Annotated in this window: 15 protein-coding genes; 6 read left to right on the forward strand and 9 right to left on the reverse strand. The window is 67.1% G+C overall.

Annotation, left to right across the window (positions count from 1 at the left end):
- Nucleotides 1-44: 44 nt before the first annotated feature.
- Nucleotides 45-380 carry a DUF1840 domain-containing protein gene (locus A7V84_RS05620; RefSeq protein WP_025514959.1) on the reverse strand — a complete coding sequence of 112 codons (336 nt, stop codon included), beginning with the start codon at nucleotides 378-380 and terminating at the stop codon, nucleotides 45-47.
- Between the two features lie 173 nt (nucleotides 381-553).
- Between A7V84_RS05620 and argS the strand changes: the two genes are divergently transcribed.
- The 3 genes from argS to A7V84_RS05635 all read left to right on the forward strand — a co-directional run bounded on the left by argS (nucleotide 554) and on the right by A7V84_RS05635 (nucleotide 3639).
- Nucleotides 554-2239, forward strand: coding sequence for an arginine--tRNA ligase (gene argS / locus A7V84_RS05625; RefSeq protein ID WP_033534318.1), 1686 nt, complete (start codon nucleotides 554-556; stop codon nucleotides 2237-2239).
- A 6-nt stretch (nucleotides 2240-2245) separates the two neighbouring features.
- Entirely contained in the window at nucleotides 2246-2941 is a 696-nt protein-coding gene (locus A7V84_RS05630) for an SPOR domain-containing protein (RefSeq protein WP_025514957.1), read from the forward strand.
- Nucleotides 2942-3009: 68 nt separating this feature from the next.
- A complete protein-coding gene (locus A7V84_RS05635; protein WP_025514956.1) occupies nucleotides 3010-3639 on the forward strand; it encodes a thiol:disulfide interchange protein DsbA/DsbL in 630 nt (209 codons plus the stop codon).
- 84 nt (nucleotides 3640-3723) lie between these two features.
- Here the strand turns inward: A7V84_RS05635 and metC are convergent, their stop codons facing one another.
- Nucleotides 3724-4920, reverse strand: coding sequence for a cystathionine beta-lyase (metC, locus tag A7V84_RS05640; protein ID WP_025514955.1), 1197 nt, complete (start codon nucleotides 4918-4920; stop codon nucleotides 3724-3726).
- Nucleotides 4921-5072: 152 nt separating this feature from the next.
- On the opposite strand from metC, the gene A7V84_RS05645 reads away from it, so the two are divergent.
- Nucleotides 5073-5699, forward strand: a complete 627-nt coding sequence (locus A7V84_RS05645; RefSeq protein WP_025514954.1) for a LysE family translocator — start codon at nucleotides 5073-5075, stop codon at nucleotides 5697-5699.
- Nucleotides 5700-5801: 102 nt separating this feature from the next.
- Here A7V84_RS05645 and A7V84_RS05650 read toward each other — a convergent pair whose 3' ends face one another.
- From A7V84_RS05650 to A7V84_RS05665, 4 genes are all read right to left on the reverse strand, one after another.
- A complete protein-coding gene (locus A7V84_RS05650) occupies nucleotides 5802-6785 on the reverse strand; it encodes a tripartite tricarboxylate transporter substrate-binding protein (RefSeq protein WP_063491675.1) in 984 nt (327 codons plus the stop codon).
- An 82-nt stretch (nucleotides 6786-6867) separates the two neighbouring features.
- Entirely contained in the window at nucleotides 6868-7608 is a 741-nt protein-coding gene (locus A7V84_RS05655) for a sulfite exporter TauE/SafE family protein (RefSeq protein WP_063491676.1), read from the reverse strand.
- A gap of 14 nt (nucleotides 7609-7622) precedes the next feature.
- A complete protein-coding gene (locus A7V84_RS05660; RefSeq protein WP_063491677.1) occupies nucleotides 7623-9152 on the reverse strand; it encodes a M81 family metallopeptidase in 1530 nt (509 codons plus the stop codon).
- A gap of 12 nt (nucleotides 9153-9164) precedes the next feature.
- A complete protein-coding gene (locus tag A7V84_RS05665) occupies nucleotides 9165-10157 on the reverse strand; it encodes a Bug family tripartite tricarboxylate transporter substrate binding protein (RefSeq protein ID WP_025514949.1) in 993 nt (330 codons plus the stop codon).
- 114 nt (nucleotides 10158-10271) lie between these two features.
- On the opposite strand from A7V84_RS05665, the gene A7V84_RS05670 reads away from it, so the two are divergent.
- Nucleotides 10272-11189 (forward strand): LysR family transcriptional regulator, encoded by a 918-nt coding sequence (locus tag A7V84_RS05670; RefSeq protein ID WP_025514948.1) that lies wholly within the window; start codon nucleotides 10272-10274, stop codon nucleotides 11187-11189.
- Nucleotides 11190-11198: 9 nt separating this feature from the next.
- Here A7V84_RS05670 and A7V84_RS05675 read toward each other — a convergent pair whose 3' ends face one another.
- Nucleotides 11199-12257, reverse strand: a complete 1059-nt coding sequence (locus tag A7V84_RS05675) for an MBL fold metallo-hydrolase (RefSeq protein WP_025514947.1) — start codon at nucleotides 12255-12257, stop codon at nucleotides 11199-11201.
- A gap of 72 nt (nucleotides 12258-12329) precedes the next feature.
- On the opposite strand from A7V84_RS05675, the gene A7V84_RS05680 reads away from it, so the two are divergent.
- Nucleotides 12330-12710 carry a MerR family transcriptional regulator gene (locus A7V84_RS05680; RefSeq protein ID WP_025514946.1) on the forward strand — a complete coding sequence of 127 codons (381 nt, stop codon included), beginning with the start codon at nucleotides 12330-12332 and terminating at the stop codon, nucleotides 12708-12710.
- A gap of 9 nt (nucleotides 12711-12719) precedes the next feature.
- Here the strand turns inward: A7V84_RS05680 and A7V84_RS05685 are convergent, their stop codons facing one another.
- Complete coding sequence (locus A7V84_RS05685; RefSeq protein WP_063491678.1) at nucleotides 12720-13691, reverse strand: Bug family tripartite tricarboxylate transporter substrate binding protein; 972 nt, start codon at nucleotides 13689-13691, stop codon at nucleotides 12720-12722.
- A gap of 59 nt (nucleotides 13692-13750) precedes the next feature.
- Nucleotides 13751-14926: a M20 aminoacylase family protein gene (locus A7V84_RS05690; protein ID WP_025514944.1), complete on the reverse strand. Its 1176-nt coding sequence runs from the start codon at nucleotides 14924-14926 to the stop codon at nucleotides 13751-13753.
- Between the last annotated feature and the right edge of the window lie 179 nt (nucleotides 14927-15105).

The following is a 15105-nucleotide window of genomic DNA, read 5'->3' on the forward strand; positions in this document are numbered from 1 at the left end:
TGCAGAAGTTGCCGGCCCGGGTTTGTCAGCCCGGCGACATTGCGTCACCAGCCCCGGCTGACCTCCCAGGTCAGGTCGGCACGCGCGGCCAGCGACTGGCGCATCATGTCCAGCAGCGGATAGGCGCGCTGCTGCAGGCTGACGGCGCGGTCCACCGGGTGCACCGGCTCGTCGGCCTCGTCATCTTCGGGCGGCGGGGTCTGGCCGGCCACGGCGGCCTCCAGCCCGGCGATGGCCGCCGGCAATTGCTCGGCCGTGAACACGCCGCGCTCGGGAATCTCGCCGCCCGGGATCTTGCCCGCTGCCTTGAGCAGGGGCGCGGCGTCCTCGGTGCGCATCAGGACCTCGGCCGTCGCCTTGGAATGAAAAGTGATCAGCATTGCTACTCTCCGGAGAGGGGAATTTTCATACACTACCCCATCAGTCCCCCTCTGCCAACTGCGCGCGGCAGCGGCTGACAGCCGGGTTCGCGCTATCATTTAGGCACTTCCCGCGGGCGCGCCGGACTTCCGGCGCCGCGTTCCCGCCCCCTGACTTTTTCCACAGATCGCCCATGCTCCCCGAGCAACAACATCAACTCATTTCCCTGCTACAGGAAGCCGTCGCCGGCCTGCTGCCAGACGCTGCCCCGACCATCCTGCTGGAGCGCCCCAAGGCCGCCGCCCATGGCGACGTGGCCACCAACGTGGCAATGCAGCTGGCCAAGCCCGCCAAGCGCAATCCGCGCGAGCTGGCCCAGGGCATCGTGGAGGCACTGCTGGCCCACCCCCAGGCCCGTGGCCTGATCGACAGCGCCGAGATCGCCGGCCCCGGCTTCATCAACCTGCGCCTGACCGCGCAGGCCCGCCAGGCCGTGATCGCCGCCGTGGCCGCGCAGGGCGAGGCCTTCGGCCGCGCCGCCAAGACCGGCGAGAAAGTGCTGGTGGAGTTCGTCTCGGCCAACCCGACCGGCCCGCTGCACGTCGGCCACGCCCGCCAGGCTGCGCTGGGCGATGCCATCTGCCGCCTGTTCGACGCCAGCGGCTGGGACGTGACGCGCGAGTTCTACTACAACGACTCGGGCAACCAGATCCACAACCTGGCCGTCAGCGTGCAGGCGCGCGCCCGCGGCGTGCAGCCCGATGCCCCGCAATGGCCCGCCGATGGCTACAAGGGCGACTACATCCTGGACATCGCCCGCGACTTCGCAGCCCGCGCCTCGGTGCAGGCCGCCGACGGCGAGCCGGTGCAGGCCAGCGGCGACCTCGACAACCTGGACGACATCCGCGCCTTTGCCGTCGCCTACCTGCGCCGCGAACAGGACCTGGACCTGCAGGCCTTCGGCCTGAAGTTCGACAATTTCTTCCTGGAAAGCTCGCTCTACACCTCCGGGCGCGTCGAGCGCGCCGTGCAGACGCTGATCGCCAACGGCCATACCTATGAAGACGGCGGCGCGCTGTGGCTGCGCACCACTGAACTGGGCACCGGCGACGACAAAGACCGTGTCATGCGTAAAAGCGAGGGCGGCTACACCTATTTCGTCCCCGATGTGGCCTACCACCAGGCCAAGTGGGAGCGCGGCTTCCATCACGCGATCAACATCCAGGGCAGCGACCACCACGGCACCGTGGCGCGCGTGCGCGCCGGGCTGCAGGGCCTGGACGAGGGCATCCCCAAGGACTTCCCGGCCTATGTGCTGCACAAGATGGTCAAGGTCATGCGCGGCGGCGAAGAGGTCAAGATCTCCAAGCGCGCCGGCAGCTACGTCACGATGCGCGACCTGATCGACTGGGTTGGCCGCGACGCGGTGCGCTACTTCCTGATCCAGCGCCGCGCCGACACCGAGTTCGTGTTCGACATCGACCTGGCGCTCTCCAAGAGCGACGAAAACCCGGTGTACTACATCCAGTACGCCCATGCCCGCATCTGCACCATGATCAACGGCTCGGGCGAGCAGGATGACGCCATCGCCGCCGCCCCGGTCGATGCGCTGGTCGCACCCACCGAATTCGCGCTGATGCAGCGGCTGTCCGAGTTCCCGGCCATCGTGCGTCTGGCCGCCCAGGAACTGGCGCCGCACCACATTGCCTTCTGGCTGCGCGACTGCGCCTCGGACTTCCACGCCTGGTACAACGCCGAGCGCGTGCTGGTCGATGACGCGGCGCTCAAGCTGGCGCGCCTGCGTCTGGCGGCCACCACCCGCCAGGTGCTGGCCAACGGACTGACTCTGCTGGGCCTGTCCGCCCCGCAACGCATGTAGGTGTCCATGGCGACGAAACGCAAATCCGGAGGTTCCCAAGGCGGCAGCACGCTTTACGGCGTGCTGGCAGGCCTGCTGATCGGTCTGGTGCTGGCTGCCGCTGTGGCCTTCTATGTCACCAAGGCGCCTGTCCCCTTCGTGGACCGCGCCACCCGCCAGGGCAGCGCCACCGAACGGCCCATGGATCCGCGTACTGCGCCCGATCCCAACCTCGGTCTGTACGGCCGCGACGGCCCCGCCGGCCTGCCTCCCACCGGGCCGACCGCCACCACCCCGGTGCCGCTGCCCAGCAACCCCAAGCAACCGGTCGATGACCTGGGCGCCCTGATCGCCACGCTGCCCAGCCAGAGCCGCGAGGCGCCCGCCCCCTCCGGCACGCAGGCAGCCACGCCAGCCGCCGCGCCCAAGGCTGCCGCCAAACCTGCCCCTGAAAAACTGGCCAGCGCAGCGCCTTCCCCGGCTGCGGCAAGCGGCAGCTATTATCTGCAGGCGGGCGCCTTCCGCACGTCGGGCGACGCCGAATCGGTGCGCGCACGCATCCTGCTGCTGGGGCTGCCTGCCAATGTGCAGCGCGCCACGGTCAGCGGCACCGAATGGAACCGGGTGCGCGTCGGCCCCTTTGCCAAGCTGGACGAAATGAATCGGGCACGCAGCCGCCTGGCGGCCGAGAAAATCGAGTCCACCGTGGTCAAACAGCAATAGATCAGACTGCTCAAATGAACTTCCAGGCCTGCTTCCCGGTCTGAACCGCTTTCTCAAGAGGAATCCGCATGTCGTCTCTCTCGCTTCCCCGTGTGCTGGCCGCTGCCGCCCTGGCCGCGACGACCTTCTTCGCTGGCCCCAGCATGGCCCAGGACGCCGGCTATGTCCCGGTAACGCCGGCCCAGCCGTCAGACACCCCGGGCAAGATCGAGGTGCTGGAATTCTTTGCCTATACCTGCCCGCACTGCGCCGCCATCGAGCCCATGGTCGAAGACTGGGTCAAGACCAAGCCGGCCGATGTCGAATTCAAGCGGGTGCCGCTGGCCTTCAATGCCGGCATGAAGCCGCTGCAGCAGTTCTACTACACGCTCATGGCCCTGGACCGCCCGGACCTGCACAACAAGGCCTTCAACGCCATCCACGGCGAGCGCAAGCGCCTGTTCGACAAGAAAGCCATGGGCGAGTGGGCCGCCGAGCAGGGCGTGGACCGCGCCAAGTTCGACGCCGTGTTCGACTCCTTCAGCGTGCAGACCCAGGTCGAGCGCGCCAACCAGCTGGCCCAGGCCTATCACGTCGAAGGCACCCCCTCCTTTGCGGTGGGCGGCAAGTACATGACCTCCCCCGTGCTGGCCGGCAACAGCTATGACGGCGCCATCCAGCAGATCAACAAGCTGATCCCCATGGCGCGCGGCCAGTAATGCCGCGCGCATGAGAAACCCCCCAGCCCCGGCATCCGGGACTGGGGGGTTTTTTCATTGCACCCGCCAGGGATGCCCTGACGTTCAGGCTGCCGCCGCGCGCTCCAGCGCCTGGGTCAGATCGGCGATCACATCGGCAGGAGACTCCAGGCCGATGTGCAGGCGCACCACCGGGGCGTCGCCACCCTGCCAGTACGCATGGCGGGCGAGGTCCTTGGGGCTGACCAGTTGCACCAGGCTTTCGAAGCCTCCCCACGAAAAACCGATGCCGAACAGCGTGAGCGCGTCCACGAAGGTACGCGCGGCCTGCGGCGAGAGGTTCAGCTGCACGGCCAGCATGCCATTGGAGCCGCTGCAATCGCGCTTCCAGAGCGCATGGCCCGGATCGGAAGGCAACGCGGGGTGGAAGACGCGCGCGACTTCCGGACGGCCCTGCAGGAACTCGCTGACCTCCAGCGCATGGCGGGCATGCTGGTTCATGCGCACCGGCAGGGTGCGCACGCCGCGCAGGGCCAGCCAGGCGTCATCGGCGCTGACCGAGTAGCCCATGGCGTACTGGGTGCGGTTCAGGCGTTTGGCAATCTCGGCGTCATTGGTGACCACCGCCCCAAGCATCAGGTCGGAGTGGCCGCCGATGTACTTGGTGCCGGCGATCACCGAGACCTGCGCGCCCAACGTCAGCGGACGATAGATGTAGCCCGAGCCCCAGGTATTGTCGGTGCCCAGGATCAGCTTGTGGCGCTGGGCGAACTCGGCCAGCGCGGGCAGGTCCAGCATTTCGAACAGCAATGAACCGGGCGCCTCGACATAGAGCAGCTTGGTATTGGGCCGGACCAGCTTTTCGAGATCGTCGCCGGCCCCGTAATAGGTCAGTTCGATGCCCATGCGCGAGAGCACCGCCGCGTCCAGTTCGCGCACCGGACCATAGACGCAATCGGCCACCAGCGCATGATCGCCGGCCGACAGCAACGACATGAAGGCCAGGGTGACGCCGGCCAGGCCCGAGGGCGCCAGGTAGCAATGCGTGCCGCCTTCGAGCTGGCAGAACACGTCTTCCAGCGCCGCATGCGTATCCATGCCGATGCGGCCATAGGTCAGCGCGCGATCGCCGCTGCCCTTGCGGCTCTGCGCGCGCTCCAGCATGTCCAGGTTCTTGAAGCGCACGGTGCTCGCGCGCATGGAGGGCAGATTGACCGGCGCAGTGCCGGTCTGGGGATCGAAGGGCGCAGTGCCCAGGTGCTGAAGCAGCGTATCGATATGCGCAGAGGAGGTGTCGGACATGGCAAAAGGCTGGGACGAAGGGGAAAGCGTGCAAGGGTAGCAGGATAGCCCGCCGGCGAAAGCTTATCGATATTACCCAGAGTCAGGGCGGCAACGATGCCTTATCATGCGCCCACCCCTTCTCACGCGCGGCCACGGGCCGCGCCTGCCGCATGTTGCCCCTGGACACCCTAACCGCCTTCTTCGGCATCGCCGTGCTGCTGGCTCTGACGCCCGGTCCGGACAACCTCTTCGTGCTGATGCAATCTGCGCTATGGGGACGACGGGCCGGCTTTCTGGTGGTGCTGGGCCTGTGCACCGGTCTGCTGGGGCATACCGCCGCCGTGGCGGTCGGCCTGGCCGCCGTGTTCGCCGCCTCGCCGCTGGCCTTCCATGCCCTCAAGATCGCCGGCGCGGCCTACCTGCTCTATCTGGCCTGGCAGGTGCTGCGCGCCCCGGTAGGCGAGGGCGGCGCGAATCGCGTCCCTGCCCTCAGCAGTGCGGCGCTGTACCGGCGCGGCATCATCATGAACCTCACCAATCCGAAGGTGCTGCTGTTCTTTTTTGCCTTCCTGCCGCAATTCACCCAGCCTTCGGCCGGCCCGCTGGCCGGGCAGATCATCGAACTGGGCGCTGTCTTCATGCTGGCCACGCTGCTGATCTTCGGCGCGATCGCATTTTTCTCGGGCGCCTTTGGCCAGATGCTGCAACGCTCGGCCCGCGCGCAGCGCTGGCTGAACCGGCTGGCCGGCGTGGTCTTCATCGGCCTGGCCCTGCGGCTGGTCAGCACCAGCCGCTAGGCGCCGGTTCCCAATCGCCTGTTCGCCTCCGGGATCCGCGTGATTGGACCGCCTGCGTGGCGATGCCGTCACCAAACCGCCGGTCGGCCGTCGGAAGCATGCCTACTGCAGGGCCTTGAAGCCTGAGGCCTGGACCACGGGCTGCCACGTCTGGCGCTGCGCCTGGATCAAGGCGGCCAGCTCAGCGCCCGGCTTGCCGGTCGGGACCAGCCCCAGCTGGGCGATACGGGCCGAGAACGCCGGATCCTGCACGATCCTGATCAGGGCTGCCTCCAGTTTTTCCGTCACCGCCCCGGGGGTGCCGGCCGGCACGAACGCCGCATACCAACCGGAGGACTGCTCGAACCCCGGGGCGCCGCTTTCGCCCAGCGTGGGCACGTCGGGCAGCAAGGCGGAACGCTCGGTGCCGGTCACGCCCAGGTACTTGATCTTGCCAGCACGGGCCAGTTCGCTGCTGGCCGCCACGGTGTCCATGCCGATGGGCAGCACGCCGCCGATTTGGTCGGTCAGCATCGCTGGCGCGCCCTTGTAGGCGATGGGCATGAGGTTCAGGCCGCTGTGCCGGCTCCATTGCAGCAGGCCGAAATGCAGCGTGCCGCCTAGCGAGACCATGCCCACGCCGACGCTGTCGGGGTGCTTCCGAACCCAGGCCAGGTATTCCTGCATGGAGGAATAGGGACTGTTGCTCGCAGTCGACGCGACCAGTGGCGTATCGGCCAGATGCGCTACCGGGACCAGATCTTTGTCGGCGTCATACTGCAGCCTGTCGTAGGTCAGGGGAAACAGCACGAAGGGGGGCGCCGGGGAAATCAGGATGGTGTTGCCGTCCGGCGGCGAACGCTTGACCGTCTGCAAAGCGATCTGAGTCCCTGCGCCCGGCTTGTTCTCGACGATCACCGATTGCCCCAGCTCGGACTTCAGTGCTTCGGCGAGGGCGCGCGACATGTTGTCCAGCGCGCCGCCGGCCGAAAACCCGATCACGATCCGGACCGGGGCATTGTCTTGCGCGTGCGCGGTCCAGGCGCCGCCGGCAAGCGCGATCGCCAGCGCGATCGGCGCATATCTGGATAGGTTCAGCTTGAACATGGTCTCCTCGCTAATCGGGTTTTCTCGTGGGGGCTGCTGCGTCATCGTGAATACCGTGCGGACCAGCGTCTTGCCGGCGGGGCTAGCCTGGCTGCAGGGTATGCACGACCAGGGTCAGCCCGCTGACCACCAGCAGGCCGCAAATAAGTTTGCGCAGGGCCGCCGGCGATACATGGCGAGCCCAGCGATGGCCCAGCAGGACACCGCCGACCGCCACCCCGGCCAGCGCCAGCCAGCGCGTCCACAGCTCGGGCTGCGACAAACGACCTGCCCAACCCATGGCCAGCAGCACCGAACAGGCACTGACCGTAATGACCAGCGGCGTGCTGGCGCGCAATGCGTGTACATCGGACAAGCGTCGGCTCAGCCAGGCAACCACCAACGGCCCGGCAGTGCCGAACAGCATCTCGACCACGCCGATGGCGCCGCCCGCGGCCAGGGCCCACGGCGCGGCGGCTGGCGGCCGTGGCCGCGCCGGGCGCGGCCGCAGCGCCCGGGCGCCCACCGCCGCCACGTACAGACCCAGCACCAGCACGGGCCAGCGGGCATCCAGCGAGCGCGACAGCCACAGGCCGGCCAGCGCGCCGGCCACCATGCCCGGCAGCAGGCGCCGCAGTTCGGCGAAATCGACCTGCCGCAGGTTCAGGCCGCCCAGCAACAAGGAGGCCATCACGTCCAGCAGCAGGGTCAGCGCCACCACCTCGGGCAGCGGCCAGCGCCAGGCAAGCAACGGCACGACGACCAGCGCCGAACCGAAGCCGGTAATGCCCAGCACTACGTAGCCGAGCAGCACCGCGCACGCGGGGAAAAGCAGCTCACTCATGGCCAGGACCGGAGTCAGGCATTGCCGGCCAGCCAGCTTTGCGCGTGCTCCAGCGTGGCATCGGCGTCAAGCGGATAGATGGGGCGGCTCAGGTGCTTGAACGGGAAGATCCCGTAGTCCGAGCTGCATACGCCAGGACCGCCGACCAGGACGATATGTCTGGCGAACGGTTCGAAGCCGGCGCGAAAGTGCTGGCGCGACTTGAGCAATACATAGCGGGACTGCGCGGGATCCACGCCGGCATGGGTGAAGACGCCCGTGTCGTATGGCTCTTGCGGGCGTTCGGAGATGAAGACGCGTACGGTGCCCACGCGCAGCACCGCGGTGCGGCCCAGACTCAGGCGCACGCCCGTGAACATCGGGCCGGTCACGGTGTAATCGCCGTCCGTCAGGCGTTCGACCACGCCGCTCAGGCGCAGCGGCCGACCGGCCAGGCCCAGGGCGGGCATGTCCGTCTTGCCGCCAACCTCAAGCGTGACATCGGCGCCCACGCCCTGCTCGAACAGGGCGGCGACCGCGGCCGGATCGCAGAAGGGGCCCGCCACCACGTCCTGCAGCCCCTGGCGCAAGACCTCCTCCAGCACGTCCATCACATCGGTGGTGCCGCCGGCGCCGCAGTTGTCGCCGTGATCCACCAGAATGACCGGACCCTGTTCCAGCGTCCTGGCGTGGGCGATCGAGTCCGCCACGGGTTCGGACGGGAAGACGAAGTCGGCCCGGCGCGACCAGGCCAGGTCGCACAATTCGTCGAGCAGGCGCCGCGCCGCGTCAACGCGCGCGCGCTCGGCGACGATGACCACGGACAGACCGGCGCAGGCGATGTCGGCCAACGGAAAGCCGCCGAAGACCGAGGCGTTGCAGACCTCCCCGTCGCGCTCGGCCTGCATGGCCCGCTCCATGATGTCCTTCATCGGTTGCATGGCGGGAGTCTGGCGCAGCATATGCGTGAGCATCGGCAGGCGACGCCACAGCACGACGGGCTGGCTGCGGCCTTCCAGAAGCGCGCGGATGCTGCGACCGACGCGCGCGCCGGTTTCGTACACGTCCACGTGCGGATAGGTGCAGTAGCCGGCGATGGCGGTGGCGTTGCACACGAGCTCGCTGCTGAAGTTCGCATGAAAGTCGAGCGCCACGCCGATGGGCAGGCCCGCCGGCGTGCAGGCGCGCAGGCGGCGCAGCAGTTCGCCTTCCGCGTCGGGATAGCCGTCGACCACCATGGCACCGTGCAGGTCCAATAGGATGGCGTCGCACCCTTGCCGGGCACTGTCGAGCACCGCCTCGCACAGGGCCTCGAAGGCCGCGCGGCTGACCAGGCCGCTGGGCACCGCGCTGGCATAGATCGAGAAATCGACCTCGGCGCCCATCTCGCGCGCCAGGTCCAGATACGCGGCCGCGGCATTATTGGTGCCTTCGCAGGCAAGACGCGCGGCCTCTCCATAGGCCGGGCCGCTGCCGCTGGTGCCGCGCCGGAAGTCGCTCAGCTCGGTGCCGACGGGCGAGAAGGTGTTGGTTTCGTGGCGAATCAGCGCAATGACAAACTTCATGAACAGGCTTCCTTATTGCTTTTCCAGGCCGGATTGCTCGATCAGCGCGCCGTAGCGCTGGGTTTCCTGCGTCAGGAAGGTTTTGGCTTGGGCAGGCGGCAGCAGCACGGTATCCAGGCTCAGCATGTCCAGCGTCCTGGCAAAATCCTCGTCCTTGACGCCCGCCTGCAGGGCGGCAAACATCCGCTCAAGCACAGCAGGCGGCGTGCCGGCGCGCACGACCACCGACAGGTTGGATCGCACCGCCAGGGCCTTGGGGTCCTTGCTTTCCTGTGCGACCGCCTGGGGAAACTCCGCAAGCGGCCTGTCCTGCAGGACGGCCACAGGCAGCACGCGGGCGGCGCGCGCCTGGCCGATCGAAGAGCCCACCACATCCACGTGGGCGTCGGTATGGCCACCGATCAGATCGGCCACCGCCGGGGGCGAGCCGCGATACGGAACGATCTCGAACTGCAGGCCATTGCGCCGGCGCCAGTTGTCCAGGGCCAGATAGGCGGCGCCGCCTACGGTATTGACGCTGATGGATATCTTGCCGGGATGGGCGCGAATCGCCTGAACCAGCGCGTCGAAGCTACGGTACGGCCCCTGCGGATTGACGATCAGCCAGTGCGGATAGGTATTGAGTACCGTTACCGGCGTGAAGTCCCGATCGGCGTCGTAGGGGGCGTCCTTGAGCAGCCACTGATTGATATTGAGCGTGTTGTCGCTGGCCATGAACAGGGTGTGGCCGTCGGCCGGATCGCGCAGGACCGCCATGGCGCCGGGCACGGTGGCGCCCCCCGAGATGTTCTCCACGATGACGGTGGTCTGGGGGAAGGCCTTGGTCAGCTTGCTGGCCACCATGCGGCCCATGACGTCGGCAGTACCGCCCGCCGGGTAGGGAACCACGACCTTCATTGTGCGGGTCGGCCAGTCGGTTTGCGCCAGGGCCGGGTTCAGGCCCAGCAGAGGGGCCAGGCAGGATGCGATTGCCAGGCCCATGACCCGGCGACGGATACGATGCATTTCATGTCTCCTGTGGCAGCTGGATTGCTGCTCGCTAGTTCTATGCGTAGGAGTCTAGAAAGCCAGTTGATTAATGTCTAATATATATAGAATCTATTTCTATATAGTTTTGATATGGACGAGCACCGTCTCAAATGCTTTGTCGCGGTCTACGAGGAAGGCAGCGTGTCAGCCGCGGCGGTGCGCCTGCACATGACCCAGCCGCCGCTGAGCATCCTGCTGCGCAAGCTGGAAGATGAGCTGCAGGTCGGGCTGTTCGATCGCGGCGGACGCCGACTGGTGCCCACGGCGACCGGCGAGCTGTTCTACCTGCGTGCCAAGTCGATGTTGGCCAATCTGCAAACCATCCGCCGCGAGCTGCGCGAGGTCGAGCAGGGCGCACGCGGGCTGGTGCACATAGGCTGCTCCACCGCGGCCAGCTTGTTCATCGTCCCGTGCATCATGGAAGATCTGGCCGCCCAGGGCCTGGAGATCATGCTCCATGTGCACGAAGGCGAACTCGGCTACATGCTGCAGCAGCTGCGCGAGCGCAGCCTGGATCTGACCATCTGCCGCAGCCAGCACGTGGCCCCGGACCTGGAGAGCCAGGTCATCATGGAAGAGCCTTTGTTCGTGGCCCTGCCGCCGGGCCACCCGCTGGCGGGCCGCGAACGACTGCGGCTGGCCGATCTGCGCGACGAGCGCTTCCTGCTGCACCGCTCGCCGCTGGGCACGGGCATTTCCGATATGGTCCTGCGGGCGTGCAGGAACGCGGGCTTCGCGCCCAACGTGGTGTATTGGGGCGGCGAGACGCTACCCATGTTGCTGATGGCGCAGCGTGGCCTGGGCATCGCGTTCGCGCCGCAAAGCTTCGCGCAACTGGGCGTGCAGGGGCTGCCCGCCCTGGTGCCGGTGGCCGATGCGGAATTCAGTACCCACCTGAACATGATCTGGCCGCGCCAGCAGGCGCTCTCGCCCATCGCCAGCCGGGTCAAGGAACTGATCGTGAAACGTTTCGGCCCGGGCGGCGACGCGGCTCGCGCCGCGCCCTAGGCGCCCGCCTCAACAGGCGCGAAAGCGCAGCACGCCGTCGGGATCGGCCTGGCGCGCCAGGCGGCCTTCGAAATACAGCGCGTGCAGATGCGCCAGCGCTTCGCCCATGGCGAAGGTCAGCTGATGCAGGTCGAGCTTGCGACGAAACAGCACCGGCACGATGTCAGCCGCCGAGCAGGGCGCCTCGCGACAGGCCTGCATCACCTCATCGAGGCGATCGGCATGATGGCTGTGCTGCTGCGCGATACGTTCATGCAGACCACGGAACGGCCGGCCATGGGCCGGCAGCACCAGGGTGTCCTGCGGCAGATCGCCATAGGCATTGAGCGAGCGGAGATACAGCGGCAGGGGGTTGGCCTCGGGCTCGTAATCGAACACGCTGACGTTGGTAGAGATGCGCGGCAGCACCATGTCGCCGGAGATCAGCACGTTGAGGTCCGCACAGAAAAACGCCATGTGCTCGGGCGCATGGCCATAGCCGGCAATGGCGCGCCAGACGTGGGCGCCGATGCGGATCATGTCGCCGTCCATCACACGGCGGTAACTGGCCGGTACGCTGGGCACGAGATTGGGGTAATAGCCCGAGCGCTGGCGGATCTGCTCCTGGGCCTCGAGGTCGACCAGGCCGTGGCGGGCGAAGTGCGCCACCGCGCCTTCGCCGCCGGCGGCGCTGTTGCCCCGGCCGGACCAGAGCGACGCCACCATGAAATCCGTCATGCTTATCCACAAGGGGGCCTGCCAGCGCTGGCACAGCCAGTCGGCCAGCCCCATGTGGTCAGGGTGCATGTGGGTGACCAGCACCCGCAGCACCGGCAAGCCGTCGAGTTCGCGCTCGAACACCTGTTGCCACAGTTCCTTGACCTCGTTGCGCGAAATGCCGCAATCAACGATAGTCCAGCCCTGGCGGCCATCCTGCTCATCGCGCAGCAACCAGAGGTTGATGTGATCCAGCGCGAACGGCAAGGGCATGCGTATCCACTTTACGCCGGGCGCCACCTCCAGCGCATGACCGGGTTCGGGCTGTTGATCGCCCCAGGGATACTGCAATTTCTGCTCATTCGGATTCATGGTCTGTCTCCCGCGCTTGACCTTGGGGTCAAGTCATCATAATTTACGTTTACGTAAACTGCCACACGCCGCATGCCCACGTCAACCTGGACCATCTCTGAACTCGCACGCGAGTTCGACATCACGCCCCGCACGATCCGCTTCTACGAGGATCAGGGCATCGTGAGCCCGCAGCGCGAAGGCCGCAACCGCATCTACGGCACGCGCGACCGCACGCGCCTGAAGCTGGCCCTGCGGGGCAAGCGGCTCGGGCTGCAGCTCTCGGAGATCTGCAGCCTGATCGATATGTACGATGGTCCCGGCGACAACGTGCCGCAGTTGCGCCAGTATCTTGCCGTGCTGAGCCAGCATCGCGCCACGCTGGAGCAGCAGCGGCGCGACATCGACGACACCCTGGCCGAAATCGCCGTCCAGGAGCGTCAATGCCAGGACCTGCTGGCCCGCAAGTCCTGAATCCAGGCGTCATTCGGCCTTGATGCCATTGTCCTCGATGATCTGGCGGTTGGCCTCGAACTCCTGCTCGACCTGCTTGGCGAAGGCTTCGCCTGCGCCGGTGCCGGGCTGCAGATACGATTTGCTCAACAACTCCTGAAAGTCCGGATGCGCGGCGGCGCGCTGCAGCGCAGCCTCGATGCTGCGCTGCGTGCCCACCGGCAAGCCGGCCGGCGCGAACACCCCGAAATTGGAGAAGTACTGCGCCTGCGGCAGGCCCAGCTCGGTCAGGGTCGGCACCGACGGCCAGACCTCCAGGCGCTGCGGCGCCATCACTGCCAGGGGCGTGAGCGCGCCGCTGGCTACGTGCGGCAGGGCCACGTCGCTATTGATGGCCAGCAGCTCGATCGTCCCGCCCAGGCCGTCGGTCAGGGCCTGGCTGTTGCCCCGGTAGGGCACGTGCGTCATGAAGGTCTTGGTCGCAGCGGTCAGGGAGGCCATGCCCACATGGGCCACCGACCCCGAACCGGGCGTGCCGAAACGCACCGCTTCCGGATGGTTGCGGGCATAGTCGATCAGGCCGGCGAAATCCTTGGCTTGCAGCGCCTTGGTGCCCAGCACCGCCACAGGGGCGACCGCGACACTGGCCAGCGGCTCCAGATCCTTGAGCGGGTCATAGTTGGTTTTGCGCAGATGCGGCAGGATGGTGAGCGGGCTGGTCGAGGCCAGCAACAGGGTATGCCCGTCAGCCGGCGAGCGCGCCACGAAATCCGTGCCCAATCCGGCGCCGGCGCCGGGACGGTTTTCGACGATCACGGTCGCGCCGGTTTCCTTGCGCAACACATCGCTCAGGCGCCGGCCGACGGCGTCGGCCGTGCCGCCTGCGGTATAGGGAACGACCAGGGTAACGGGCTTGGCGCCGGGCCAGTCCTGCGCCTGGGCCGCACCGGCGACCATCACCGCGCCCAGGGCTGCCAGGGTGAACCACGATTTGAACTGCATGCTTGCTCCTCTTGCCCGGCCGCCTGAAAGCGGCGGCCGGCACTTGCTCTCAGAAAGACTCAGGCCAGGTAACGCTGTACCAGGCGGACCCAATAGGAAGCGCCCGGGGCGATCAGGGCGTCATTGAAGTCGTAGCTGCCGTTGTGCAGATTGCACGGGCCCAGGCCATGCCCGCCCATGCGGTGCTCGCCATCGCCGTTGCCGATGAAGACATAGCAGCCCGGCTTTTCCTGCAGCATGAAGGCGAAGTCTTCCGAGGCCATCACCGGCTCGATCACACCGGCATGCCCGGGGCCGGCCACTTCACGCATGACATCCAGACAGAAGGCCGTCTCGGCCTCGGTATTGACGAGGGCCGGATAGCGCCGCTCGAAGTGCACCTCGGCCCGACAGCCATGGGCTGCGGCAATGTTGCTGGCGATCTCGTGCATGCGGCGCTCGATCAGGTCCACCACTTCGGCGCGGTAGGCCCGCACCGAGCCACCCAGCCAGGCGCTGTCGGGAATCACGTTGATGACCGGACCGCCCCCCTGGATCTGTGTGATGGAAAGCACTGCCGCATCCAGCGGGCGCTTGCTGCGCGTGAGGATGGTCTGCAGGCTCTGGCCGATGGCCAGCAGCGCGGGCACCGGATCGGCGCAATCCTGCGGCGCGGCCGCATGGCCGCCCTTGCCGGTGACGGTGATGCGAAAGCCATTGGCCGCGGCCATCATCGGGCCGGCGCACACGCCAAAGGCGCCGGCCTCGATGCCGGGCCAGTTGTGCATGCCGAACACCGCTTCACAGGGAAAACGGTCGAAAAGGCCATCCTGGATCATCGCGCGCGCACCTGCGCCGCCTTCTTCGGCCGGCTGGAAGGTGAAGTACACCGTGCCGTCGAAACCGCCATGCTGCTTCAGGTGGCGTGCTGCCGCCAGCAGCATGGCCGTATGGCCGTCATGGCCGCAGCCATGCATCTTGCCGTCATGCCGCGAGCGGTGGGCAAACTGGTTCTCTTCCTGCATGGGCAGGCCGTCCATGTCGGCGCGCAGCATGATGGCGCGGTCCGACTCACCCAGCTTGAGCACCCCGACCACGCCCGTCTTGGCGATGCCGGTATGCGCTTCGATGCCCCAGTTGCGCAGCGTATCGGCCACCAGGGCCGCCGTGCGGTGCTCCTCGTAGCAAAGTTCCGGATGCGCGTGAATATCGCGACGCAATGCGACGATTGCATCGAGATCGCTTAGCTCGACCATGATTGGCTTTCCCTCAACGAATAGGACTACAGATAGCGATTGATCTTACACGCGCCAAAATCAGCCAGGGCGGGCATCGACTAGGGAAAACCCGACTGATCTTTACGTTTACGTAAACGTAATATCACCGCTGCACCTTTGCCTGCCGCAGGCAGGCGTGGGCGACCGCCCCAGGCGGC

The sequence above is a fragment of the Bordetella trematum genome (genome assembly GCF_900078335.1).
Classification (GTDB): domain Bacteria; phylum Pseudomonadota; class Gammaproteobacteria; order Burkholderiales; family Burkholderiaceae_B; genus Bordetella; species Bordetella trematum.

Bases quoted from the DNA above. Each gene is read 5' to 3' on its own strand.
- A7V84_RS05620 (WP_025514959.1), bottom strand. From the start codon at position 380: ATGCTGATCACTTTTCATTCCAAGGCGACGGCCGAGGTCCTGATGCGC.
- argS (WP_033534318.1), top strand. From the start codon at position 554: ATGCTCCCCGAGCAACAACATCAACTCATTTCCCTGCTACAGGAAGCC.
- A7V84_RS05630 (WP_025514957.1), top strand. From the start codon at position 2,246: ATGGCGACGAAACGCAAATCCGGAGGTTCCCAAGGCGGCAGCACGCTT.
- A7V84_RS05635 (WP_025514956.1), top strand. From the start codon at position 3,010: ATGTCGTCTCTCTCGCTTCCCCGTGTGCTGGCCGCTGCCGCCCTGGCC.
- metC (WP_025514955.1), bottom strand. From the start codon at position 4,920: ATGTCCGACACCTCCTCTGCGCATATCGATACGCTGCTTCAGCACCTG.
- A7V84_RS05645 (WP_025514954.1), top strand. From the start codon at position 5,073: ATGTTGCCCCTGGACACCCTAACCGCCTTCTTCGGCATCGCCGTGCTG.
- A7V84_RS05650 (WP_063491675.1), bottom strand. From the start codon at position 6,785: ATGTTCAAGCTGAACCTATCCAGATATGCGCCGATCGCGCTGGCGATC.
- A7V84_RS05655 (WP_063491676.1), bottom strand. From the start codon at position 7,608: ATGAGTGAGCTGCTTTTCCCCGCGTGCGCGGTGCTGCTCGGCTACGTA.
- A7V84_RS05660 (WP_063491677.1), bottom strand. From the start codon at position 9,152: ATGAAGTTTGTCATTGCGCTGATTCGCCACGAAACCAACACCTTCTCG.
- A7V84_RS05665 (WP_025514949.1), bottom strand. From the start codon at position 10,157: ATGCATCGTATCCGTCGCCGGGTCATGGGCCTGGCAATCGCATCCTGC.
- A7V84_RS05670 (WP_025514948.1), top strand. From the start codon at position 10,272: ATGGACGAGCACCGTCTCAAATGCTTTGTCGCGGTCTACGAGGAAGGC.
- A7V84_RS05675 (WP_025514947.1), bottom strand. From the start codon at position 12,257: ATGAATCCGAATGAGCAGAAATTGCAGTATCCCTGGGGCGATCAACAG.
- A7V84_RS05680 (WP_025514946.1), top strand. From the start codon at position 12,330: ATGCCCACGTCAACCTGGACCATCTCTGAACTCGCACGCGAGTTCGAC.
- A7V84_RS05685 (WP_063491678.1), bottom strand. From the start codon at position 13,691: ATGCAGTTCAAATCGTGGTTCACCCTGGCAGCCCTGGGCGCGGTGATG.
- A7V84_RS05690 (WP_025514944.1), bottom strand. From the start codon at position 14,926: ATGGTCGAGCTAAGCGATCTCGATGCAATCGTCGCATTGCGTCGCGAT.